The 24,382-nt window shown below is 66.1% G+C and carries 19 protein-coding genes and 1 tRNA gene; 8 read left to right on the top strand and 12 right to left on the bottom strand.

All coding sequences use genetic code 11. The features are described 5' to 3' along the window. Window positions 1-65: 65 nt before the first annotated feature. On the top strand, window positions 66-668 hold the full coding sequence (locus tag D4754_RS11500) for a hypothetical protein (RefSeq protein WP_163025889.1): 603 nt from the start codon (window positions 66-68) through the stop codon (window positions 666-668). A gap of 7 nt (window positions 669-675) precedes the next feature. On the opposite strand, the gene D4754_RS11495 is transcribed toward D4754_RS11500, so the two are convergent. The 8 genes from D4754_RS11495 to D4754_RS11460 form a co-directional block, all read right to left on the bottom strand. After that, window positions 676-1,764 (bottom strand): 2'-deoxycytidine 5'-triphosphate deaminase, encoded by a 1,089-nt coding sequence (locus D4754_RS11495; RefSeq protein ID WP_121063652.1) that lies wholly within the window; start codon window positions 1,762-1,764, stop codon window positions 676-678. 59 nt (window positions 1,765-1,823) lie between these two features. Continuing rightward, window positions 1,824-1,900: transfer RNA gene (locus D4754_RS11490), tRNA-Pro, on the bottom strand. Between the two features lie 82 nt (window positions 1,901-1,982). Then, window positions 1,983-3,821, bottom strand: a complete 1,839-nt coding sequence (locus D4754_RS11485; RefSeq protein ID WP_121063650.1) for a MerR family transcriptional regulator — start codon at window positions 3,819-3,821, stop codon at window positions 1,983-1,985. 9 nt (window positions 3,822-3,830) lie between these two features. Then, window positions 3,831-4,136: an integration host factor subunit alpha gene (ihfA, locus tag D4754_RS11480; protein ID WP_121063648.1), complete on the bottom strand. Its 306-nt coding sequence runs from the start codon at window positions 4,134-4,136 to the stop codon at window positions 3,831-3,833. Window positions 4,137-4,273: 137 nt separating this feature from the next. Further along, on the bottom strand, window positions 4,274-5,245 hold the full coding sequence (locus D4754_RS11475) for a beta-ketoacyl-ACP synthase III (RefSeq protein ID WP_121063646.1): 972 nt from the start codon (window positions 5,243-5,245) through the stop codon (window positions 4,274-4,276). A gap of 25 nt (window positions 5,246-5,270) precedes the next feature. Further along, window positions 5,271-6,398 carry a phosphate acyltransferase PlsX gene (plsX, locus tag D4754_RS11470; protein ID WP_121064070.1) on the bottom strand — a complete coding sequence of 376 codons (1,128 nt, stop codon included), beginning with the start codon at window positions 6,396-6,398 and terminating at the stop codon, window positions 5,271-5,273. A gap of 129 nt (window positions 6,399-6,527) precedes the next feature. Further along, a complete protein-coding gene (gene rpmF / locus D4754_RS11465; RefSeq protein ID WP_121063644.1) occupies window positions 6,528-6,734 on the bottom strand; it encodes a 50S ribosomal protein L32 in 207 nt (68 codons plus the stop codon). Window positions 6,735-7,004: 270 nt separating this feature from the next. Further along, the gene (locus D4754_RS11460; protein ID WP_121063642.1) at window positions 7,005-7,541 is read right to left on the bottom strand and encodes a YceD family protein; all 537 of its coding nucleotides are present in this window, start codon (window positions 7,539-7,541) and stop codon (window positions 7,005-7,007) included. 181 nt (window positions 7,542-7,722) lie between these two features. On the opposite strand from D4754_RS11460, the gene D4754_RS11455 reads away from it, so the two are divergent. The 4 genes from D4754_RS11455 (at window position 7,723) to D4754_RS11440 (ending at window position 12,767) form a co-directional block, all read left to right on the top strand. After that, entirely contained in the window at window positions 7,723-8,247 is a 525-nt protein-coding gene (locus tag D4754_RS11455) for an outer membrane protein assembly factor BamE (protein ID WP_338031145.1), read from the top strand. A 126-nt stretch (window positions 8,248-8,373) separates the two neighbouring features. Then, window positions 8,374-9,960, top strand: a complete 1,587-nt coding sequence (locus D4754_RS11450) for a putative bifunctional diguanylate cyclase/phosphodiesterase (protein ID WP_121063640.1) — start codon at window positions 8,374-8,376, stop codon at window positions 9,958-9,960. Window positions 9,961-10,127: 167 nt separating this feature from the next. Continuing rightward, window positions 10,128-10,886: a GNAT family N-acetyltransferase gene (locus tag D4754_RS11445; RefSeq protein ID WP_240453851.1), complete on the top strand. Its 759-nt coding sequence runs from the start codon at window positions 10,128-10,130 to the stop codon at window positions 10,884-10,886. A gap of 63 nt (window positions 10,887-10,949) precedes the next feature. Continuing rightward, on the top strand, window positions 10,950-12,767 hold the full coding sequence (locus D4754_RS11440) for an ABC-F family ATP-binding cassette domain-containing protein (protein ID WP_121063638.1): 1,818 nt from the start codon (window positions 10,950-10,952) through the stop codon (window positions 12,765-12,767). Window positions 12,768-12,775: 8 nt separating this feature from the next. Here D4754_RS11440 and D4754_RS11435 read toward each other — a convergent pair whose 3' ends face one another. Next, a complete protein-coding gene (locus D4754_RS11435) occupies window positions 12,776-15,253 on the bottom strand; it encodes a penicillin acylase family protein (RefSeq protein WP_121063637.1) in 2,478 nt (825 codons plus the stop codon). Window positions 15,254-15,358: 105 nt separating this feature from the next. Here D4754_RS11435 and D4754_RS11430 point away from each other — a divergent pair, with 105 nt between their 5' ends. Next, window positions 15,359-16,231, top strand: coding sequence for an NAD(P)-dependent oxidoreductase (locus D4754_RS11430; protein ID WP_121063635.1), 873 nt, complete (start codon window positions 15,359-15,361; stop codon window positions 16,229-16,231). 93 nt (window positions 16,232-16,324) lie between these two features. On the opposite strand, the gene D4754_RS11425 is transcribed toward D4754_RS11430, so the two are convergent. From D4754_RS11425 to hemB, 3 genes are all read right to left on the bottom strand, one after another. Further along, on the bottom strand, window positions 16,325-16,933 hold the full coding sequence (locus tag D4754_RS11425; RefSeq protein WP_121063633.1) for a lipid-binding SYLF domain-containing protein: 609 nt from the start codon (window positions 16,931-16,933) through the stop codon (window positions 16,325-16,327). Window positions 16,934-17,069: 136 nt separating this feature from the next. Then, complete coding sequence (locus tag D4754_RS11420) at window positions 17,070-18,743, bottom strand: M10 family metallopeptidase (RefSeq protein ID WP_121063631.1); 1,674 nt, start codon at window positions 18,741-18,743, stop codon at window positions 17,070-17,072. A 250-nt stretch (window positions 18,744-18,993) separates the two neighbouring features. Beyond that, window positions 18,994-19,992 carry a porphobilinogen synthase gene (gene hemB / locus D4754_RS11415; RefSeq protein WP_121063629.1) on the bottom strand — a complete coding sequence of 333 codons (999 nt, stop codon included), beginning with the start codon at window positions 19,990-19,992 and terminating at the stop codon, window positions 18,994-18,996. A gap of 186 nt (window positions 19,993-20,178) precedes the next feature. Here hemB and D4754_RS11410 point away from each other — a divergent pair, with 186 nt between their 5' ends. Next, window positions 20,179-20,706, top strand: coding sequence for a component of SufBCD complex (locus tag D4754_RS11410; RefSeq protein ID WP_121063627.1), 528 nt, complete (start codon window positions 20,179-20,181; stop codon window positions 20,704-20,706). A 73-nt stretch (window positions 20,707-20,779) separates the two neighbouring features. Then, window positions 20,780-24,238, top strand: coding sequence for a transcription-repair coupling factor (gene mfd, locus D4754_RS11405; RefSeq protein WP_121063625.1), 3,459 nt, complete (start codon window positions 20,780-20,782; stop codon window positions 24,236-24,238). Window positions 24,239-24,382 lie beyond the last annotated feature (144 nt).

Here is a 24,382-nt window from a genome sequence, read left to right as displayed (position 1 = left end):
ACCCGTCCCCTGATTTTTCTATGTCTTTATGGTAACCACGGGCCAACCAGGCCGGGAGTAACGTCATGAGCCGAATGCTGGACATGATCATGCGCACCTTCGTGCGCAAAGCGGTCAATATCGGTGTGGATGCCGGTATGGGCGCGCTCAACGGATCGAAGAAGACCCCCAAGCAGACCAAGGCGGACACGTCCGAGGCGGAAGACCGCACGCGGGCCCCGAAATACATCGAACCGACGCCGGTTGCCCGGCCGCAGCCGGCGCCGCCACGTCCCGCCGTTGCGGAACGGCCTGTTGTCGCGGACCCACCTGCGGCAGCGCCGGAACCGCGTTCACCGGCCGCGGACCCGTCGCCGACGCCCGAGACGGCGCTGGTGTCCGAACCGGCGCTGGATGAGGACGCTCCGACGGATACAGAGGCCGAGGCAGAAGCCGCCCGTGTCCGCCGCGCCCGGCGGGCGGCCAAGAGGGCGGCAAAGGCCCTGGAGGCCGCCGAAGCCGCGCACGCCGGCGACGGGCAGGCGGATGCGGCCGAAGGGGAAAAGGTGCAACCCACCCGGGAAGAGATCCGCGCCCGCCGCAAGGCCCGCCGTGCCCGCAAGGCCGCGCGCGAAGCGGCCGCCCAGACCGCGGCGGAGAACGGCGATACGGACGGCACAAACGGCTGATCTGCCCCTAGGGCGCCGCGAAATGCTTGGCGAGTTTCAGGCCCTGGCCCTGGTAGTTCGACGCGATGCCCGTCCCGTAGAGCCGGCTCGGGCATTCCGACATGTGTTCGTAGACCAGCCGGCCCACGATCTGGCCGTGCTCCAGCACGAACGGCGCCTCGTGGCAGCGGACTTCCAGCACGCCGCGCGCGCCTGATCCGCCGGCGGCGTCATGGCCGAAGCCCGGATCGAAGAAGCCCGCGTAGTGCACGCGGAATTCGCCCACCATCGCCAGGTAGGGCGCCATTTCGGCGGCATACATCGGCGGGATATGCACCGCCTCGCGGCTGACAAGGATGTAGAACGCGCCGGGATCGAGGATGATACGCTCCCGGTCGGTGCGGATCGCCTCCCAGAAATCCCGCGGGGGATAGGCGCCGATCCGGTCCAGATCGATCACCCCGGTATGCGGCTTGGCGCGATAGCCCACCAACCCGTCCGCCTGCGGTTTCAGATCGACGGAAAAGCCCAGACCGTCCTTGATCAGCGCGCTGGTGTCGCCGTTGCTGGCGACCAGTGGCGTCTGGGCATGGAGCGTCGTCAGCTCGTCATCGCTGAGAACGGCCTGACCTTCGCGAAAGCGGATCTGGTTCAGGCGCATGCCGGGGCGCACAAGGACGGAAAACGACCGCGGGCAGATCTCGGCATAGAGCGGCCCGGAATAGCCCGCGGGGATACGGTCGAATTCGACACCGTGATCGGTGACGGCCCGCGTCAGCAGGTCCAGCCGCCCGGTGGAGCTTTTGGCATTCGCCACGGCCGACAGTGTCTCGGGCAGGTTCAAATGTTCTGCGATGGGCACGAGGTACACGCAGCCCTTTTCCAGCACGGCGCCGTCGGACAGGTCGATGCGGTGCATCTCGAACTCGGCCAACCGGCCTTCGACCGTGTGGCCCGCGCCGGCAAGGAAGGACGCGCGGATGCGATAGGCGACCGTGCCCAGCCGCAAATCGAGGCTTGCGGGCTGGATCTGCGGTTCCGTGATCGCGGGCGTGGCCGAGATATGGCCGTTCGCGATCATGGTTTCGATTTGCTGGTTGGCAAGGACCCCGGTCATGGCGGATCAATTCGCTCCATCTGGTGGCGGTTCGATCGGCCGGGGAAGGGTAGCGTGAATGGTCGGGCTAGCAGGACTCGAACCTGCGACCTTCCGTCCCCCAGACGGACGCGCTACCAGGCTGCGCCATAGCCCGACGTGGAGGTCTACATACCCGTTTTGAAAGCGGGGGCAAGGGGAAATCCCCGCGGAATCGCGCACCATTTTCCGCCCCGGTCTCAGTACCCGGCCGGTGGGCGGGCGCGTTCCACCCATGCTCGCAGGGATTGTACCAGAGGGGCCAGTTCATCGGCGGGCAGCGCGGTCAGGTCGCGGATTGCGGCCAGTTTCGAAATTGCGCCGGGCGAGGGCTGGAGCTCGTTCAGAAGAGCGGCAAGAAGGTCTGCACTGTCCGGGCCCGCCGGCGTGCGGGCGGCAGGTGTGCTGGCTGCGGGCGCCTGGTCGAGCGTGTCGGCGGCAAGGGCCTCTGCCGGGTCCACTTCGCCCAGATCGTCGCTCAGAAGCTCGTCGGGCACGTCCGGTTCGGCGTCACCGGGCGGTACGTCGATCTCTTCGCCGTCCTGCGCGGTATCGGCTGGTTCGGCGGAGAGGGTCTCCTCCGGATCGACCTCGCCCAGATCGTCGCTCAGAAGCTCCTCGGGCATGTCCGGCTCCGCGTCACTGGGGGGGACGTCGATCTCCTCGTCATCCTGCGCCGCATCGGCTGGTTCGGCGGAGAGGGCTTCTTCCAGGTCCACTTCGCCCGGTTCGTCGCTCAGAAGCTCTTCCGGCACCTCCGGTTCGGCGTCACCCGGCGGGGCCTCGATGGCGTCAAGATCCACGGGATCCCTGGTGCGGGCGGCCAGGGGGAGTGGCGCCGGGTTCTCGTCGTCCGTAGCGTCTTCGGACGCTTCGGGCTTGGCCTCGTCAGTCTCGGGGGCAGGCGGTTCGCCACCTTCCACATCGTCGAGGTCCTGTTCCGTCGCATCCTCGGTCGGCAGATCTTCCGCCGGCATTGCGTCTTTTGTGGTGTCGTCCGCCTCCGGTGCGACCGGTTCCGCTGGATCCGGCGCATCGATATCCGGCATCCCCGCGTCGGCGGTGTCCAGGGGTTCGGGCATGAATTCCGGTGATTCCAACGGGTCCAAGTCCCGATCTGCGGGTTCCGACGGGTCCGCTTCGGCTGTGTCCCGGGGTTCGGCCGAAGGCTCCGCATCCGGCATCCCGCCATAGGCCGTGTCCAGATGTTCTGGCACGGCATCCGGGGTTTCGGGCTCGTCCACGTCCCGGGCCGCGGGGGCGGCATCCGCATCCGGCATCGCCGCTTTGGCGGTGTCCAGAGGTTCGGGCACCGTTTCCGGCGATTCCGTCTCGGCCATGTCCTGAAGGTCCGGGTCGGGCTGGGGCGCGTCGTCCGACGCTGTTTCGGCAGCTTCCAGCGGCTGGGCTTCTGGCTCAGGCATATCCGCCGGTTCAGGCTCCGAGGTCTCCGGCGTAGCGGCCAGGTCCTCCGGGGCAGGGGTGTCCGCCTCTTTGTCCGTTGCCTTGGTGGCCTTGCGGGCAGGCGCTGCGGGCACCTTGGCCTCGGCTTCCATGTCGTCCTGTTCGCCTGCGGGCCGCTCGGTGCTTGCGATGGGCGGGGGCAGGTCCTTGTTCGGCGCCTCGGTGTCCGGGGGCCGGACCTCCATGTCCGACGGACCCAGATCGAAGGAGATCTGCGGATCGTCCTTCGTCGGCGCAGCGGTGGCCTTAGAGGGCGTCTCGTCCGCGTCGGTCTTGATGCTTGTCGTCGCCGCCGGTGCGTCGACGGGCGGTGACTTGGCGGTTACCGCGTCCACGCCATCCTCGCGGAGCATCTTCTGGACGTCCTTGATGGTCTGCCCGTCGTCGTGCAGCAGGACCTTGATGCCACCCAGCAGCGCCATGTCGGCCGGACGGTAGTAGCGGCGTCCGCCCGCGCGCTTCACGGGGCGGATCTGCGGGAACTTGCCTTCCCAGAATCGCAGCACGTGGGCCTGAACGCCCAGCCATTCCGCCACTTCACTGATGGTGCGGAAAGCATCCGGCGATTTGGCCATGTGTACGTCCTATCCCTTGCGGTTGCCGGCGGCGACGCGGTCCTTCATCAGGTGCGATGGCCGGAAGGTCAGAACCCGGCGCGGCTGGATCGGGACTTCCTGGCCGGTCTTGGGGTTGCGGCCGATGCGGGCCGACTTATCGCGCACGCTGAAGGTCCCGAACGAGGATATCTTGACCTGTTCCCCCCGGACAAGCGCGTCGGACATGTGGTCCAGCATGCTTTCGACAAGCTGCGCGCTTTCGTTGCGGGAAAGACCGACCTCGCGGAACACGGCCTCGCTAAGATCCATTCGCGTTACAGTTTTTTCACCCATACCGTCCCCCATCCGTTTTACCGAACATAGGGGCGCGGGAATTTAAGTGTCAATATCAATGAATTGCAGCACGGGGCGGGAATCGGCCCGAAAGGTGCTGCAAGGGTGATCTTTTGTTTGGTTGTGCCGGATCGCGCCTACCAGCGCAGCACGACCGCCCCCCAGGCCAGCCCGCCGCCGATGGCTTCGGTCACGACCACGTCGCCTTCCTTGATCTGGCCGCGCGCGCGACCGACCGACAGCGCCAGCGGGATCGACGCGGCCGAGGTGTTGCCATGGTCCTGCACGGTGACGACCACCTTGTCCATCGGCAGACCCATCTTCTGCGCCGTGCCCTGGATAATCCGGATATTCGCCTGGTGCGGCACGATCCAGTCGACGTCGTCGGCGGTCAGCCCGGCCTTGTCCAGCGCGGTGTGCGCCGTCTTGGCCAGCTTTTCCACCGCGTGACGGAAGACCTTGTTGCCCTGCATGCGCAGATGGCCGGTCGACTGGGTCGACACGCCGCCATCGACATAGAGCAGATCCTTGTAGCGCCCGTCGGAATTCAGATCGGTCGACAGGATGCCGCGATCCGCGGATGTGCCCGCGCCCTCCTGGCCTTCCAGCACCAGCGCGCCGGCGCCATCGCCGAACAGCACGCAGGTGGACCGGTCGGTCCAGTCCATGATGCGCGAGAACGTCTCGGCCCCGATGACCATCACCCGGTTCGCCTGGCCCGAGATGATAAGGGCATTGGCATTGGCCAGCGCAAAGGCGAAGCCCGCGCAGACGGCCTGCACGTCGAAGGCAAACCCGTTCTGCATTCCCAGTTCGGCCTGAACCATGGTGGCGGCGGACGGGAAGGTCAGATCGGCGGTCGAGGTGGCGACGATGATCGTGTCGATGTCCGCAGGCGTCAGCCCGGCATCGTCCAGCGCGGCACGGGCGGCGTTGGCGGCCATCTGCGAGGTCGTCTCGCCCTCGGCCGCGAAATGGCGGCGTTCGATGCCGGAGCGCGCGCGAATCCATTCATCGGTGGTATCCAGCGATTTTTCGAATTCGGCATTCTCGACGACACGTTCCGGGAGATAGTGTCCAGTACCGGTGACCACTGCACGAGTTACCATGGCTGTGCCACCGCCTTGCTTAAAGTCATGCCTGTTTCCTGTCCGTCTCCGGACCATCGGCGCCCGGATTCGCGCCATCTTGGGAAAGCGTGGCGGCGGATGCAACCCGTGCGGCCAGTCTTTCGGTAAAGCCCGATTGCGCCAGCTGGAACGCCAGCCGCACGGCCGCGGCGACGCCCGTGGCATCGGCGCTGCCGTGGCTTTTCACGACGGTGCCGTTCAGCCCCAGGAACACCCCGCCATTGACCCGCCGCGGGTCGATCCGCTTTTGCAGGCGGCGGAGCGACGTGAGAGCCAGAACCGATGCGATGCGGGAGAGGGGAGAGTACTTGAACGCCTCGCGCAGGAGCTCTCCGATCAGGTGGGCGGTGCCTTCGCCGGTCTTCAGCGCGACATTGCCGGAAAACCCGTCGGTGACGATCACGTCGGCCGTGTCGCCGGGAATGTCGCCGCCTTCCACATACCCCACGTAATCATAGCCGCCGTCTTCGGCGAAGCGTTCGATCAGTTCGTGCGCCTGGTGCAGTTCGGGGCGGCCCTTGTGTTCCTCGGTGCCGACATTCAGCAGGCCCACGCGGGGGCGCTTCAGGTCCAGCCCGTTGCGGGCATAGGACGATCCCATCACGGCAAAGCGCAGAAGGTCGTCTGCATCGGCGCGGATATCGGCGCCCACGTCGAGCATCACGTTGAAGCCCTGCGGATTGCGCGACGGCCACAAGACGGCGATCGCCGGCCGGCCGACACCCGGCTGCTTCTTCAGCCGCACCATCGACAGCGCCATCAGCGCGCCGGTGTTCCCGCAGGACACGGCCACCGTCGCCTCGCCATTGCGGACCGCTTCCAGCGTCGACCACATCGAGGTCCCCTTGCCATGGCGCATGACGTGGGAGGGCTTGTCCTCCATCGTCACGACATCGGTGGCATCGCGGATTTCGACCCGGCCATCGAGGTAGCGCCGCTTGGCGGCGACGAGTTTGGTCAGCTGATTCTCGGGGCCGTGCAGGATGAAGCCCATTTCGGGCTGCTTCTTCGCGGCCTTGGCGATACCCGCGACCACGGCCCCCGGGCCCTGGTCACCGCCCATCGCGTCTATCGAAATAACCACGCGCTTCAGGGTCTCGTCCGCGATTTGCAGTCGAGCGTCCTTGGTCATGGATTTCGAACGGTCATCAGCCGCGGCCGTCATGCGCTCGCCCTTGCCCTGAACCTGAAACGGTCCGGGCCCTGTTGCGCCGGTCCGGACCGCTCCGGAACGGGGCGGGACCGGCAGGCGCGGTTCGGCTTATGCGGCGTCTTCGTCCAGGTCGATCTCGTCGACCATGGCCACGACTTCGCGGGCATCGTAATGACCGCAGGACGGGCACACGTGGTGCGGGCGCCGCAGTTCGCCACAATTCCCGCACTCGTTGGGGTTGGCCGCAACCAGCGCGTCATGCGCGCGACGGTTGTTGCGGCGCGATTTCGAAACTTTGTTCTGATGGACGGCCATGTCTGAACCCTTGATCCTTGGTCTTGCGTCTGTATTGCGGCATCCAGGGCCGCCACGATGTCTCTTGTTCCCTGCGCGTCCGACGGGCCAGCCTGCTGCCAAGTGTCGGTCAGTCGGCATCTGTCGGTCGGACGGGCGTCGCGGGAGATTTGTCGAGCCTTTAGGCCGGAGCGGCGGAGATGTCCAACCCAAAACTCCGTGAGCGCGCAAAAATACGTAAATTTCCCGGCTTCGCAACCCGATTCTGCTGACCCGCCGGATCGGGGGCCGTCATTCGTCGCCAGAAAGCTTGTCACGCAGATCCTTCAGCCCGGCAAATGGTTTCAGATCGGTGTCCCGCAACGGGTCCACCCCGGGCGCGGCAAAGACCGCTTCACCCAGCGATGCACCATCCTTTCGGGGATAGAGCGGCAGCGCAAGGGCCAGCGCCTCGGCCATGACGACGGCCGGGTCGATCACTTCGCGCAGCGGCTCCAGGGTCTCGTCCTCGGTCAGTTCCACCTCTTCGGCGTCAGGCTCGACGAAGTCGGCAGAGTACAGCCGGGTCACCTCGATATCGATGCGGGTGGTCACGGGTTCCAGCGTGACGACGCAGGGCTGGACCACCGTCGCGCCCAATTCGCCGTCCAGCTGCCAGTCGCGCGATCCGTTGGGTGCGACCTGGCCCGTGAAACGCAGCTTGGACAGGCCGTCGAGGCCCAGCTCGGACGCAAGCGCGGCGCATTCGGCCGCGTCGGGCTTCAGCGCGAACGAGGTCGCCTTGCGCTGGGGAAGATCGGCGACGCGGAGGGCGGTTGTCTGGGGCATGTCTGGCATCCCTGTCTGCAGGGTTTGGCGGAGTATTCGCATTCCTACCCTATCTAGGGACAAATCCGGGCACAGAGAAGGGGCAGCAGTTCACCGCGGGCCCGGCTTGTTTCTTGAACCGGTCCGGCGCATTCGGTAAGGACTCCCAAAGCCGAACCAAAGGCAATTACAGGACCATGTCATGACAGCGACGCGATCTCGTCTGCCGAAAGGCGCCGCAGCCGTGCAGAATGCGCTTTCGGGCGGGGCCCGGATGGGCCGGCGGGCGGTCATGCTGGGGCTTGTGGCCACGGCAAGTCTGGGAACGGCGGGCTGCGTCGCGCGCTACCAGAACCACGGCTACGTGCCCACGGACGAGGATCTGGCCGAAATCACGGTCGGCGCCGACACCCGCGACAGCGTTACCGAGGCCGTCGGGCCGCCGGTATCGACGGGGCTGCTGGACGATGGCAGCTTCTATTACGTCCAGTCGCAGTTCCGCTATTACGGCGCGCTGGCACCCAAGCTGGTGTCGCGGCAGGTGCTGGCGATTTCCTTCGACAGCCGGGGCGTCGTCAGCAATATCGAACGGTTCAGCCTGGAAGACGGCCGCGTCGTGCCGCTGTCGCGCCGCGTGACCAGCTCGGGCGTGACCGACAACGGCTTCATCCGTCAGCTTCTTGGCAACCTGGGCAACTTCGACCCCAGCTCGGCGCTTAGTAACTGATCCGGGGCGGGCCTGCCGCTTGTGGGACCGGGTGACGTTCTGTTCGCGGGAAAAGCGTTTCCGATTAACCGCCTGTGAAGATCACGGGGGATATTCCTGAGGCGTCCGAAACCCGGGAATCCTGGAATGTCCAAGCGGTCGCCGCACACACGCAAACTGGTTCTGGAACAGGCGATAACGGTCGTGCTTGTCGTGATCGCCTGGCAGATCCTGTCGCATTTCGATGCCTACGAACAGTTTCACGAGTTCAGCCGGAACCATGAACATTGGCAACTGGACGAGATCGCGATGCTGATCCTTGTCAGCGCCTTTGTCATGGGCGGGGGGCTTTACGTTCGCTGGAACCAGCTTCTCAGCGCGCTGACGGAACGGGACGAGGCGCAGAGACAGGCCGAACGTCATGCCTGGTACGACCCGCTAACTGGCCTCGCCAACCGGCGTTACTTTCAGATTCAGCTGGATTCGATCGCCTCGGCCGGGGATGCGCAGAACCGGGTCGTCGCCATCATCGACCTGGACCGATTCAAACCCGTCAACGACCTGCACGGCCATGCCGTGGGCGATGCGGTGCTGAAGGACGTGGCCAAGCGGGTGCAGGGCGAACTGGACGAAGACAGCACCCTGGCCCGCCTTGGCGGCGACGAATTCGCCATCATCTTCAGCCGCGATGTCAAACCGGACGACGCCGAGCGCATCGCCCGCCGGATCATCACCGCGATCGAGACGCCGTTCGACGTGCAGGGCCTGTCGATCATGATCGGGACCAGCATCGGCCTGGCCCGCACCGCGCCCGATGCGCTGGCATCCGAAGGGCTGCAACACGCGGACAAGGCGCTTTATTCCGCCAAGCGGTCCGGGCGGGGGCGCCTTGCGTGGTACGATGACGAACTGGGCCAACGCTCGCGTGAGCGCGCGGAGCTGGAAGCCGACCTGCGACTGGCCCTGCGGCGGGAGGAAGTGTTTCCCTACTTCCAGCCGATCTTCGGGCTGGGCACGGGCGAGCTGACCGGGTTCGAGGTTCTGGCCCGCTGGAAACACGTCAAACGCGGCGATATCTCGCCCGAAATCTTCATCGAGATCGCCGAGGATATCGGCCTGATCAGCGAACTGGGCTGGAGCATCCTGCGACAGGCCTGCCGTCGCGCCGTGGGCTGGCCCGCGGGGCTGAAGCTGGCGGTCAACATATCGCCCAAGCAGTTCCTGGACGGGGCGCTGGTTCAGAAAACCGCGGACATCCTGGAAGATGTGGGCTTCAACCCCGCCTTTCTGGAATTCGAGATCACCGAAAGCGCCGTGATCCCGGACATGGAATTTGCCGAATGTGCGATCCGGGACCTGCAGGCCATGGGGGTCACGATTGCGCTGGATGATTTCGGCACCGGCTTTTCCAGCCTGTCGAACCTGCGCCGCCTGCCGTTCGACCGCCTGAAGATCGATCGCAGTTTCATCACCAACATTTCGGACGATCCCAGCAACCAGCGCATCGTCGAAGGCATCCTTTCGCTCGCGCGCGGGCTGAAGATCGGCGTCACGGCCGAAGGCATCGAGTCGGAAAGCGATCTTGAATTCGTCAGCAGCATGGCCTGCGAGTACGGTCAGGGATTCTTCTTCAACGGCGCGATTTCCGGCGACGAAGTCGATTGGCTGCTGGACGCTCTCGAAGACGGGGAGGCGCCTCCCGCGCTGCCGCGCTCCCGCCAGAAATCCGCCTGAACCGCCGCGTTAAGGGCGCTCTGGATGCCGGGTCGGCCGCCCGGGACACGGCGCCGGCCTTCGGTGGTCGCCGGCAAAATGCATGCGCCTGTCGGTCCCCGGGCTTGCCCGACGTCCCCGGCTTCCCTAGATAACCAGTATTAATTGTCGTTCTGGTGAGGGTCCGGATGCCGCTGATCGGGTCGAAGTCCATGCCCACGCTGACGCGCGGCCGGTACCGGGCGGCGCTGGCCGAAAGCCCGGAGGACCTGGCCGAAGCCCAGGCGCTCCGCCGGCTTGCCTTTCGGACCGACCGCCCCGACATCGACGCGTTCGACACGAAATGCGCCCATGTGCTGGTGCGCGAGACGCGGTCCGGCACGCTTGTCTGCTGTTTCCGGCTCCTGACATTGTCGGGCGGTGCCGAGATCGGGCAAAGCTATTCGGCGCAGTACTACGACCTGTCGGGGCTGGAAGACTATGCCGGCCCGATGGTCGAGATGGGGCGCTTCTGCATGCACCCCGACTGGACCGATCCCGACATCCTGCGCGTCGCCTGGGGCGCGATGACGAGCTATGTCGATGCAAACGGGATCGAGATGCTGTTCGGCTGTTCCTCCTTCGCGGGGATCGAGACGGAGGATTACCTGGATGCCTTCGCGATGCTGAAACACCGCCACCTGGCGCCGAAACGCTTCCTGCCCCGGATCAAGGCCCCCGACGTGTTCCGCTTTGCCGCGCGTCTGCGGCAGAAGCCCGACGCGAAGAAGGCCATGCTGCGCATGCCGCCGCTTCTGAAGACGTACCTGGCCATGGGCGGCTGGGTCAGCGACCACGCCGTCGTCGACCGGGCGATGAACACGCTGCACGTGTTCACGGGGCTGGAAATCGGCGCGATTCCCCCGGCACGGAAGCGTTTGCTGCGTGCGGTGGCCGGCCGTATCTGAGTATTTGGAAAGAGAAGAAGAGGGGGCGTTGACGCCCGGATTTTCCGGGGATACGGCGCTTGCATGGCTCAGATTCCCCTTCTGCAACTTTCCGACATTTCGCTGACCTTCGGCGGTGACCCTGTCTTTCATGACCTGGACCTCGTGGTGCAGGCGGGCGACCGCGTGGCGCTTGTCGGGCGCAACGGATCGGGCAAGTCGACCCTGATGAAGGTCATGGCGAACCTTGTCGAACCCGACCGCGGCGGGCGCGTCGTGCCGGCGGGAACGTCCGTCGGCTACATGGAGCAGGACCCCGACCTGTCGGGCTTTGCCACGCTGGGCGATTTCGCCTCGGCCGGCCTGGGCCCGGGCGAGGAATACCTGATCGAACGCGCGGGCGAGGGGCTGAAGCTGGACCTGTCGCGCCCTGTCGAAACGGCATCCGGCGGCGAACGGCGGCGTGCGGCGCTGGCAAAAATGCTGGCCGACGGGCCCGATCTGATGTTGCTGGACGAACCCACCAACCACCTGGATATCGAGGCCATTGCCTGGCTGGAGGGCGAGCTGAAGGCGACCCGGGCGGCCTATGTCCTGATCTCGCACGACCGGGCGTTCCTGCGGGCGCTGACGCGGGCGACGCTGTGGATCGACCGCGGGCAGGTGCGCCGGCAGGAGCGCGGGTTTACCGATTTCGAAGCGTGGCGCGACAGGATCTGGGATGAAGAGGACCAGCAGCGCCACAAGCTGGACCGCAAGATCAAGGCCGAGGCGCGGTGGGCCGTGGAAGGCATTTCCGCCCGGCGCAAGCGCAACATGGGCCGGGTGCGGGCGCTTGGCGACCTGCGCGAGGAACGCGCATCGCAGATCAAGCGGCAGGGCACGGCGGCGATGGCGCTGGATGCGGGCACCAAGTCCGGCAAGAAGGTGATCGAGGCGCGGGATCTGTCAAAGAGCTTCGGTAACACCCCGATCGTGCAGGATTTTTCGATCAACATCGAACGTGGCGACCGGGTGGCCTTCGTGGGTCCCAACGGCGCAGGCAAGACGACGCTGCTGAAGCTGCTGCTGGGCGAGGAAACGCCCGATACCGGAACCGTGAAGCTGGGTACCAACCTCGAGATCGCGGTGTTCGACCAGGCGCGCGCGCAGCTGGACCCGGACGCGACGCTGTGGGATTCGCTGACCGACATTCCGGGCATGCGGGTTTCCGGCCAGTCGGACCAGGTGATGGTCCGCGGCACGCCACGCCACGTGGTGAGCTACCTGAGGGATTTCCTGTTCGACGAACGGCAGGCGCGCGCGCCGGTGCGGTCGCTGTCCGGCGGCGAAAAGGCGCGGCTGTTGCTGGCGCGGCTGATGGCACAGCCGTCGAACCTGCTGGTGCTGGACGAGCCGACCAACGATCTGGATGTCGAGACGCTGGACCTGTTGCAGGAACTGATCGACGGCTTCGACGGCACGGTGCTGCTCGTCAGCCACGACCGCGATTTCCTTGACCGCATCGCGACGCTGACCGTGGCCCTGGAAGGCCGCGGCCGGGCCGTTGTCTATGCCGGCGGCTGGACCGACATGCTGGCCCAGCGGCGCGAGGAGGAAGCGCCGATGGAGAAGCAGCAGGCCACGAAGCAGAAACAGGGCAAGGCGGCACCTGCGAAGCCCGCCGCGAAACCGGGCCTGTCCTTCACCGAAAAGCACCGCCTGGATACGCTCCCGGCCGAAATCGAGCGGCTGGAGGCGGAGATCGGGAAACTGGAAGAGCTGCTGAGCGATCCGGAGCTGTTCTCGCGCGAGCCGGTGAAGTTCAAGAAGGCGACCGAAGCGCTGGTGCAGCGGCAGGAAAAACTGGCCGCCTCGGAAGAGGAATGGCTGGCGCTAGAGGAAAAGTCTGACGCCGGCTGACGGCGCCGTCACTTCGCGGGTTGCAGCACCGTCACCCCGACAGACGCCGCGCGGGCAAGATCCTGGTCCAGCGACATCGGGATGTATTCGCCGCGCCGCCACAATTGCCCCAGATCGTCGTAATGGCGCGACAGGAAGTGCCCCGACTGCCCGGTCGCCGTGATGAAGACCGAGCTGTCGGGATCGGCGAAATCGTAGACCCCGCGATAGCCTGCACCGTGGACGTTCAGGAACGGGTTCGGCCCTTCGCCCGACGTGCGGCCGCGCATCAGCGTGTTGTCCCCGCCCGACGTCGACTGCCGGATGTTCACGAAGTTCCGGAGCAAGGGCACATCGCCCAGCACCTCGTGATCGTGGGTGGCCTGGTGCGCATCGCCCCAGCGCAGGGATTCGAGCGCCTGCCCATAGGTCTCGCCGATCCAGTAGAGCGCATCGTCCAGCGCAAGGCGCGCCATGTCCGGGCAGGTTTCGACCGCCGTCGATTGCGCCACGTCGCACCAGATGCCCGCGCCGTCGATGTCGCGGAAGACGCGTTCTATGAACACCGGATCGACATGCTTGTAGTCGTCCGCCAGCCCGCCCAGATCGTCGCGGATCAGGCGTTCCTGCAGCGCGCGCATCCACGCGGCATAGATCAGCGGCTCGGGCAGATGTTCGTTCATCTCGCCGTTCCAGTCCGCCAGCATCTTCAGCGCATCCTGACGCTGCCGTTCGGGCGTGCCCGCGGCCGCGGCCTCCTGATTGTACCACAGGTCGCCCGCGACCAGCCGCAACAGCGACCGCGCGGTGTAGCTGACGGTGTCCAGCTGCGCCTCGATGAAGCTTTCGCGGGTATGCACCTCGCGCGCCTGCATCAGGCGGCGCCAGCGGTTGATGCGCTGGGTGTCGCCGTAAACGAACGAGATATGGTTGGGGAACGGCCGTTCGACCATCTTGTTGTTGGTGTGGCCAAGGATACCGCCGACCGGATCGACGAAGCCGGGGTTCGATGCAAACGGCATCTCGCCCTGCCAGCGGTTCTCGGCCCGCCAGCCCGGGGTCGGCAGGCGCCCCTGACTTTGATGGCGGGGATCGCGGCGGGGAACGCTGCCGATCAGCTTCATGCCGGTATGCTCGCGGTCCACCACAGTCAGCACCTGGCTGGGGGCAACGAAGGCTTCGGCAGCGTCCAGCGCCTCGGCCACTGTGGCGGCCTTCATGATGCCCACGGCGGCGGTCATCGTCGTGTCGTCGGGGCTCAGCGCCGTCCACGCGACCGACGTCACATGGCCCGATGGCGTGATCGTGCCCAGCTTGTAATGCGTGCCGGGCAGGACCGGGCCGTTATCGGTCCAGCGCAGGGTCATCTCGATCGGCTCGGCCCCCTTGATGCGCACTGTTTCCGCGCGGGTGCGGAACCGCTTGTAGCCGTCGGGGGTCAGGTATTCTTCCGGGTCGTCGGGGTTCAGCTTTTCGATATAGACGTCCTGATCGTCCAGGTAGGACGACGTGATTGCCCAGCCCAGCCTGGCCGACCGGCCGGCAAGGACGGTCGGAATGCCCGGGATCGTGCCGCCGATGACGCCGCCGGCCTCAAGCTCCAGCCGGGCAAGGTACCAGATCGTCGGCGCCGAAAAGCCCAGGTGCGGGTCGTTGGCCAGCAGGGTCGACCCGGTGGCCGACCGCGACGGCCCGGCAGACCATGCGTTCGAGGCCCCGGCGAGACCCCGGCGCGGGAACGGGGAGTAAAGACCGTCCGACAGGTCGGTGCCCTCGGCATAGCGGGGCAGATCGGGGAACATCTGCTGGAAGAGTTGCGAATATTCCGGAAGCGCCGCGGTGCCGGGGCCCGGCGCATCGGGCAGGATATCCTGCAACCGCGCGGGATCGTCCAGCACCAGCGCGGTGCGCGCGCGCAGGACCTCGTCCTCCAGGTGGCCGGACAATTGCAGTGCCATGACCTTCAGGATCGCCAGCGAATCCGCCGGGCGCCAGGGGGCGACCGGGGCGTTGAACAGGAACATCTCCGGCGCGCCGCGGCCCAGGGCACTGCTGTTGATCTCGGCCAGCCGTGCGTTGACGCCGGCGGCATAGCCCTCCAGCGCCTCCATCGTGCGCGCGTCCTGATCGGCGACCGATTGCTGCGCCAGCCGATGCAGATCCAGCCGCCGCAGGAGCTTGTCCAGGTCCAGCGTCGCGGTGCCGAAGACCTCGGACATGCGGCCCTGCGATACACGGCGCAGCGTCGTCATCTGCCACAGCCGGTCCTGCGCGTGGGCGTAGCCCAGGCCGAAGAACACGTCGCGGTCGGCGTCGGCAAAGACATGGGGCACGTTGGCATTGTCGCGCACGATCTCGACCGGCGCGGTCAGCTCGGCCACGTCCAGCACCTTGTCGTAGTCGGGCAGCGAGCGGGAGGCGAAGTAATATACGAAGAACACCGCCACGAGTGCCACCGCGACAAGTGCGGTGGCTATGCGCAGAAGCCAGCGAAAGAGGGCGGGCATGGCGATCTCCCTTCGTCGTCACGGTGGCGGGCGGTCGGGCTTGGAGCGGTCCGATCCGTCCGCTAGAAGTGGCCCGAGTGATAAACCGTATCCGGGAGAATGACGATGGCGAAACTGGCGTTTCTGGGCCTTGGCGTGATGGGTTACCCCATGGCAGGGCACCTGGTGAAGGCGGGTCACACGGTGACTGTCTACAACCGCACCACTGCCAAGGCAGACGCCTGGGCGGCCGAACATGGCGGTGCCGCGGCGCCGACCCCGCGCGAAGCCGCGGCCGGCGCCGATTTCGTCATGGCCTGCGTCGGCAACGATGATGACCTGCGCAGCGTCTGCACCGGGGACGACGGCGCACTCGCCGGCATGGGGCCGGGCAGCATCTTCGTCGATCACACCACCGTCTCGGCCAAGGTTACACGCGAAATGCACGCGCTGGCCGCCGAAAGCGGCATCGGCTTCGTGGACGCGCCGGTCTCGGGCGGGCAGGCGGGGGCCGAAAACGGCGCGCTCTCGATCATGTGCGGTGGGGAGGAAGCGCAATACGACGCGGCCGAACCGGTGATGGCCGCCTACGCCAAGATGTGCCGCCGCATCGGCGGTCCGGGCGCGGGGCAGGTCACCAAGATGTGCAACCAGATCGCCATCGCGGGGCTTGTGCAGGGCCTGTCCGAGGCGCTGCACTTCGCCGACAAGGCCGGCCTGGACGGTCGCGCGGTGGTCGAGGTGATCAGCCAGGGCGCCGCCGGCAGCTGGCAGATGGCGAACCGGTACGAGACGATGCTGGATGACAAGTACGAACATGGCTTCGCGGTCGACTGGATGCGCAAGGATCTGGGCATCTGCCTTGACACCGCCAACGAAACCGGCGCCGCGCTGCCGGTGACCGCGCTGGTCGATCAGTTCTACAAGGATGTCCAGAACATGGGCGGCGGCCGCTGGGACACATCAAGCCTGCTGAAACGGCTTAAAGCTCTCGGCTGACGCGGTTCCGCACTTCTTTGGTCCGAAGATACCTCGGGGGAGTCCGAGCCCACAGGCTCGGGCGGGGGCAGAGCCCCCACACCCTGTGCGCGATCAGGGAATGACGCGCGTGTACTTGGTGCCTTCCAGCGTCGCGCCGACCTGAAGGCCGGCCTGTCCGAAGACGGCCGCAAGGATCGGCGCGCGCAGCGTGTTGGAATCGGCTGCGACCCCGTCGCCCTTGTCGATGATCGTGTAATTGGCGTCGGCCCCCACTGCCCAGCCCGACGAGCGGCGGAATTCGTTCAATGCGGCGTCGGTCATGAAGAACAGCACGTGGGCATATTGCTGCACGCCGATCTGGAAGCCCGCGCTGCCCTTCACGGTGGCGTAATAGTCCACCGTCGCGCCGTCGATCAACAGCGCGCCGCGGCCGTAGCCGCCGCCCAGCCAGAACCCGGCCTCGGTCACCAGCGGCATCACCAGCATACCCGACGCCTTCGCGGCGAGATCGCGCGTGTTGGGATAGGTCCTGTACATCTCGGCCAGCGTGGCCTGTACGCGCGCATCGATCGTGGCGGCGCCCGAACTGCCGACGCCATTGTTGCAGGCGGCCAGCAAGGGCACGCCGACGACCGCGGCGGGCAGGAAGGAAAGAACGCGACGGCGGGTCGGACGCTCGCATGTGCGGTCGGGCCCCGGGGGGAGGGTTGAAATGGTCATTCAGGGTGCCTGTACGGTCTGATGTTGCAACTGCTCTGGCCGTTTTCCGGCCTTGGGCGGCATACTACGCGCTGCAGGCGGCCAAGTCACGCCCGCTGTCAACGTTACCGTGATCCGGGCACGGTATGGCCGATCGTCACAGGATGAAATCGTCGGCACCGATCGCAGGCCGGCCCTTCAGCACGATGCGCAGGTCGCCACCGTCCGTGCCGTCGATGTCCAGTGCGACGACCGTCCGCTTGGCCTGTTCGACGACGCGAAATTCGGCCCCGTCACCGGAGAAGCGGGCCGGACCGATGAAATCAACACCCGTCCCGGTCAGGCGCGAGAGGTCGATCAGGTCTTCTCCGGCCGTGAAATCGGTGATCCTGTCGGGGCGCTGTCCGGCAGGGCTGTCCTGCGGTTCGCGGAAGACGAAACGATCATGCCCCGGGCCGCCATGCAGCACGTCCGCGCCCAGATCCCCGCGCAGAACATCTTCGCCCTGACCGCCGAAAATCCGGTCGCGGCCCCGCTGGCCCGAGATCTGGTCGTCATCGGCATTGCCATGCAGCACGTCGTAGCCGCTTCGGCCCTTGACGACATCGCGCCCGTCGCCGCCCCGCGCCGTGTCGTGGCCCCGGTCGCCGATCAGCCGGTCGTTCCCCGCGCCGCCGAACAAATCGTCGTTCCCCCTCCCGCCTAACAGGGTATCGTTGCCATCGCGGCCTTCCAGGTAATCGACACCCTCCAGCCCGAACAGCGCGTCGTTCCCGCCATTGCCGACAAGGTGATTGTTGGCCGCGTTGCCCGTGACGCTGTCATCCCCGCCGCCGGCCCAGGCATCTTCGATCAGCGACCGGGCGTTCCCCCGGTGTTGAAGCGCGTTGTAGATATTGCCTGCCGCGTGCTCCCCCTGGCCCAGCGTCGCGCGCTGCTGGGCCGAAAAGAGCGAGGATTCCCCCGGCCTGAGGTCGATATCCAGGTTCGTGGCATAGGCCGTCAGGTCGTATCGGTCGGTGCCGCCGCCGTCCCAGATCGTGGCAAAGATCACGTTGGCGCCGGGATCGACCCCCACACCGGCATCGACGAAGGTCTGCCCGCCCGCGGGCGCCCAGCGATAGACGGTATCGCCCGCGTTGGTATCGAAATCGGCGCCGTAAATGTGCTGAAGGGCTGCGATGTCGAGCATCATCGGCGTTTGCGGGTAACTCCAGTCGTCATTGGTCAGGTGCCGCGTTTCGCCGCCCGTGTAGGACCGGTAGGTCATGATGGAGAATTCGTGGGAATCCATCGCCGCGGGCAACGGGCCGTAGGATCCGCCTTCATGCCCATGTTCCAGACCAAGCGCATGGCCGAGCTCGTGGATCGACGTCAGCCAGGCGTAATTGCCGGCGCGCGGGCTGGTGAAATCGTAGCGGGCGGTGCTGAACCAGATGTCGCCGCCGGTCTCGCTCCATGACGGGAAATAGGCCCAGGCGGTGACGCCCACGCTGCTGGAAGCGGTCTGCGCGATCCGGATATGGCCATCGGTCGCATGACCACCCTGCACCTGGGCCGCGGTGAAGCCTTCGAGAGAGAAGCCATCGTTCGATGGATTGCCGTCATCGGTATCCAGCGCGAACCGCACCGCGTTTTCCATCGCGACGGTCGTGGCGAGGGCCTTTGCGTTTTCCCCCGATCCGTATCCGACCAGTTGCCGCATGAACTGCGCATCGGCAAAACCGTAAGTGATCGTCTGCTCCGCCCAGGCGCTATTGCTCAGCAGCCCGTCGATGCGGGCATCGCCCGAGGACCGGATCCTTTGGATCTCGTGAGGCGTGCCGGTCATGCCGCGGTCACGGCCCCGTCACCGTAAAAATGCGGGCGTCCGTCACGCGCACAATCCGGCCGGGCCGCCCTTCACAGGGCGGGGATCGCCATCCCTTAGACATGCATCGCCTGGAGTGACCATGGCTGAACGGAGCACCTGTAAGCGTCGGTGCATCCGTAGCTATCCGGCCGATGTTAGGACTTGGTTAACGCCCGACAGCACGGGCACCGTAAACCGCGCCGCTTGCACATCCGCGCGCGGGCGTGGATCAGGCGTTCAGAAGCCTTGCGGCCTCGGGCGCGAAATAGGTCAGGATGCCGTCGCAGCCCGCGCGCTTGAACGCCATCAGGCTTTCCATCATCACCTTCTCGCCATCCACCCAACCGTTCTGCGCGGCCGCCTGGATCATCGCGTATTCGCCCGACACCTGGTAGGCGAAGGTCGGCGCGCCGAAGGCGTCCTTCACGCGGCGGCAGATATCGAGGTAGGGCAGGCCGGGCTTGATCATCACCATGTCGGCGCCTTCCGAAAGGTCGCGGGCCACCAGCCGCAGGGCCTCGTCGGAATTGCCGGGATCCATCTGGTAGGTCTTCTTGTCGCCCTTCAGCGCGCCCGAGGCGCCCACCGCATCGCGGAACGGCCCGTAGAAGGCCGACGCGTACTTGGCCGCGTAGCTCATGATCGTGACGTTGCGGTGGCCGGCGGCTTCCAGCCCTGCGCGCATCGCGCCGATGCGGCCGTCCATCATGTCGGACGGCCCGATGATATCGGCGCCCGCATCCGCCTGCGCCACGGTCATCTTCACCAGCGCTTCCACGGTTTCGTCGTTCAGGATCTCTCCGTCCACGACAAAGCCGTCATGGCCGTTGATGTTGTAGGGGTCGAGTGCCACGTCCGTCATGATCGCAATGTCGGGCACTGCGTCCTTGATCGCGCGGATTGCGGTGTTGACCAGGTTGTCCGGGTCCCACGCGCCGGCGCAGTCTTCGGTCTTCAGCGACGGCTCGATATAGGGAAAGAGGCAGATCGCGGGGATGCCCAGGCCTGCGGCCTCCTTCGCGGCGGTCACGATGCGGTCGACGCTGCGGCGCGACACGCCGGGCATGGAGGGTATCGGTTCTTCAACATCCGTCCCATCACGCACGAAGACCGGCCAGATCAGGTCGTTCACGCTCAGCGTGTTCTCCTGCACCAGCGCGCGCAGGGGCGCGGTGGCGCGGGTGCGCCGCGGGCGGGAGGCGGGGAAGGGGGCTAGTCTGGGCTCCATGAGCGATCCTCCATAGGCGCGGCGCCTTGCGTACTGGGCCAGTGGGTGGCATGGAATCCCGAAATGCTCAAGAGCGCGCCGCATCGAGGGTGCGCCGCAAACATAGGGATTTCTTGTTCCATACCGCCCGGCATGGCATAGGCAGACCGGGGAGCCGGGCGGCGAGACAAGAAGAAGGCAGCTTTTTTGGACTGGTACACGTCGCTTGTGGAATCGATCGATCTGCGGTCGTTTTCCAATCTGTGGTTCTGGATCGCCCTGGCGGTGACGTGGTCAACGGCCACCCACTGGGTGCTGGGCGTGCCCTACGACATCCTGTCACGGGCGCGGCGCGGCAATGACGAGGCGATGGCCGACCTGCACGATCTGGTGCGGATCAGGGTGACCCGGATGCTGTCCTTTTCGCGCACGGCGGGCGCTTGGCTGATCGGCGGGGTGAGCTTTGCGCTGACAACGCTGGCAGTCCTTGGCTTCGGGTACGGGGTGGAGCTTGCGCAGGCCCTGTTCCTGCTGGGCGGTCCGCTGACGCTGGTGGCGTTCCTGTCCCTGCGGGTGGCGCTGAAGATCGAAACCCACGAACCCATGGGGCAGGACCTGTGCGGCGTGCTTATGCGCACGCGAATGCTGATCCAGCTGATCGCGTCGCTGTCGATTTTCGTCACGGCGCTTTGGGGGATGTATCAGAACCTTTCCATCGGGGTCCTGGGCAACTAGAAGCCATGGCGTGACGGAGTGCCCGAAGACGGGGTGCGCCGCCAGACGCATGTCCGCAAGAGGCAGAATTCCGATGACAGCACCCGAGCACATCACGGTCGGCGGCGCGCCCGAAGGCTTTGACGCGCAACTGATCCTGAACGAGATCGCGACGCGCAAGGGCCCGGTGGCCCATGTCGCGCGCGATGACAAGCGGATGGCGGCGATGCAGTCGGCGCTGGCCTTTCTTGCGCCCGACATGCCGGTGCTGACCTTCCCGGGCTGGGATTGCCTGCCCTATGACCGCGTGTCGCCCAACCCCGACATCGCCGCCGCGCGGATGGCGACGCTCGCCGCGCTGGTCCACCGGTTGCCCGACCGCTTCGTGCTGCTGACGACGCTGAACGCCGCCACGCAACGCGTACCGGCGCGGGCGGTCCTGCAGGATGCCGCGTTCTCGGCCCGTGTCGGAGGCCGCGTGGATGAACAGGCGCTGCGCCAGTTCCTTGTTCGCATGGGATTCTCGCAAAGCCCCACGGTGATGGAGCCGGGGGATTACGCCGTGCGCGGGGGGATCATCGACATCTACCCGCCGGGCGACAGCGGGCCGGTAAGGCTCGACCTGTTCGGCGATGTGCTGGACGGCGCGCGTGGGTTTGACCCGGTAACCCAGCGCACGACCGAGAAGCTGGACAAGATCGAACTGGCGCCGGTGTCCGAGGTGATTTTGGACGACGCGGCGATCCTGCGGTTCCGCCAGAACTACCGCTTGGAATTCGGCGCCGCGGGCACCGACGATCCGCTCTACGAGGCCGTGAGCGCGGGCCGCAAGCATCAGGGCATCGAACATTGGCTGCCCTTCTTCCACGAGGAACTCGAAACGCTCTTCGATTATCTCCCCCATGCCACCATCACGCTGGATGACCAGACGGAGGCGATCCGCCTGTCGCGCTGGGATAGCGTGCAGGACCAGTACGAGACCCGCCAGCACGCGATGGAACAGAAATCGCGGATGGATACGGTCTATAAGCCGTGCCCGCCGGGCCTGCTGTATCTGGACGATGCGGCGTGGAACGCCGCCGTTGCGGGGCGGCGGGTGATGACGTTCTCGCCCCTGCCGCGGGCCTCGGGGCCGGGCGTGATCGACGCGGGCGGGCGGATCGGGCGGAATTTCTCGCCCGAACGGCAGCAGGAGAGCATCTCGCTCTTCTCCGCGCTGGCCGATCACGTGAAGAAGCGGATGGAAAAAGGGCCGGTATTGGTTGCGTCCTATTCCGAAGGTGCGCGGGAGCGGCTGGCGGGGCTGATCGAAGACGAAGGCCTGGCCGAGACCATCCTGATCCCCGACGCGACCCGCATCGGCAAGCGCGGGCTGCATCTGGCCGTCTGGGCGCTGGAACACGGGTATGAGACGCCGGAGATGACGGTGATCTCGGAACAGGACGTGCTGGGAGACCGGCTGATCCGGTCGACCAAGAAACGCCGCAAGGCCGAAAACTTTCTGACCGAAACCCAGAGCCTGTCGCCCGGGGATCTCGTCGTCCATGTCGATCACGGGGTGGGGCGGTACCTGGGCCTGGAGGTCATCACCGCCGCGGGCGCCGCGCATGAATGCCTGGCGCTGGAATATGCCGAAAGCGCGCGGCTGTACCTGCCGGTCGAGAATATCGAGCTGCTGTCGAAGTTCGGGCACGACGAAGGCTTGCTCGACAAGCTGGGCGGGGGCGCGTGGCAGGCCAAGAAGGCCAAGCTGAAGGAACGCATCCGCGAAATGGCGGACCGGCTGATCCGTGTCGCCGCCGAACGCGCGCTGCGCACGGCGCCGGTCATGGATCCGCCCACCGGAAGCTGGGACGCGTTTTCGGCGCGGTTCCCCTATCAGGAGACCGATGACCAGCTTAACGCCATCGAGGACGTGGTGGGAGACATGACCTCCGGCCACCCGATGGACCGGCTGATCTGCGGCGACGTGGGCTTCGGCAAGACCGAGGTCGCGATGCGCGCGGCCTTTGTCGCGGCGATGTCGGGCGTGCAGGTTGCCGTGGTGGCACCCACGACGCTTTTGGCGCGTCAGCATGCGGCTGGCTTTGCCGAAAGGTTCCGGGGGTTCCCCATCGAAGTACGGCAGCTGTCGCGCTTCATCTCGGCCAAGGAGGCGCAGAAGACGCGGGAGGGGCTGGCGCGCGGCACGATCGATATCGTCGTGGGCACCCATGCCGTTCTGGCGAAAAGCATTCGGTTCCAAAGCCTTGGCCTGCTGATCGTGGACGAGGAGCAGCATTTCGGTGTCGCCCACAAGGAGCGTCTGAAGCAGCTGCGCACGGACATCCATGTTCTGACCCTGACCGCCACGCCAATCCCGCGGACGCTGCAACTGTCGCTGTCCGGCGTGCGGGACCTGTCGATCATTGGCACGCCGCCGGTCGACCGCCTGTCGATCCGGACCTATGTCAGCGAATTCGACGCCGTGACGGTGCGCGAGGCGCTGCTGCGCGAACGCTATCGCGGCGGGCAGAGCTTCTTCGTGGTGCCACGGATTTCCGACCTGCCGGAGATCGAGACCTTCCTGAAGGAACAGGTGCCCGAGGTCAGCTACGTCGTGGCCCATGGCCAGATGCCGGCGGGCGAGCTCGACGACAAGATGAACGCGTTCTACGACGGCAAGTACGATGTGCTGCTGGCCACGACCATCGTGGAATCGGGGCTGGATATTCCCACCGCCAACACGATGATCGTGCACCGGGCCGACATGTTCGGGCTGGCGCAGCTTTACCAGATCCGGGGCCGCGTGGGCCGGTCGAAGGCGCGGGCCTATGCGTACCTGACGACGAAGCCGCGGATGAAGCTGACGGCGGCTGCGGAAAAGCGGCTGCGGGTTCTGGGCTCGCTCGATACGCTGGGGGCCGGGTTCACGCTGGCCAGCCAGGATCTGGACATCCGCGGCGCGGGCAACCTGCTGGGCGAGGAACAGTCCGGCCAGATGCGCGACGTGGGCTACGAGCTTTACCAGCAGATGCTGGAGGAGGCGATTGCCAAGATCAAGTCGGGCGAGATGGAGGGCCTGTCCGAGTCCGACGATCAATGGGCGCCGCAGATCAATCTGGGTGTTCCGGTGCTGATCCCCGAGGATTACGTGCCTGACCTCGATGTACGGCTGGGGCTTTATCGGCGTCTGTCTGGGCTGACCTCCAAGGTGGAGATGGAGGGCTTTGCGGCCGAGCTGATCGACCGCTTCGGCAAGCTCCCGCGCGAGGTGAACTGGCTGATGCTGATCGTGCGGATCAAGGCCATGTGCAAGAAGGCCGGCATTGCCAAGCTGGACGGCGGGCCCAAGGGCGCCACGATCCAGTTCCACAAGGACAAGTTCGCGTCGCCGCAGGGGCTGGTGGCATTCATCCAGGATCAGAACGGGCTGGCGAAGGTCAAGGACAACAAGATCGTCGTGCGGCGGGACTGGGCGTCGGATGTCGACAAGATCAAGGGCGCCTTCGCGATTGCGCGCGATCTGGCGGAAAAGGTCGTGGCCGAGAAGAAGAAGGCCAAGGCGGGGTAGGGTATCGCGCGTTGCGGTGCGTGGGGACCACGCACCCTACGGCAACCCGGGAACGCGCGCCCTGTTTCGGGGCCGAACCGGCGTTGCGGTGTCGGGCTGCCTCCGGCGGGAGTATTTTCGGAAGAGAAGAAGCAGGGGATGCGC

Origin of the sequence: Chachezhania antarctica (assembly GCF_003646465.1) — a bacterium.
GTDB lineage: Bacteria > Pseudomonadota > Alphaproteobacteria > Rhodobacterales > Rhodobacteraceae > Chachezhania > Chachezhania antarctica.
The sequence above is the reverse complement of the archived record's forward strand: the minus strand, read 5'-3'. Positions and strand labels throughout refer to the sequence as shown.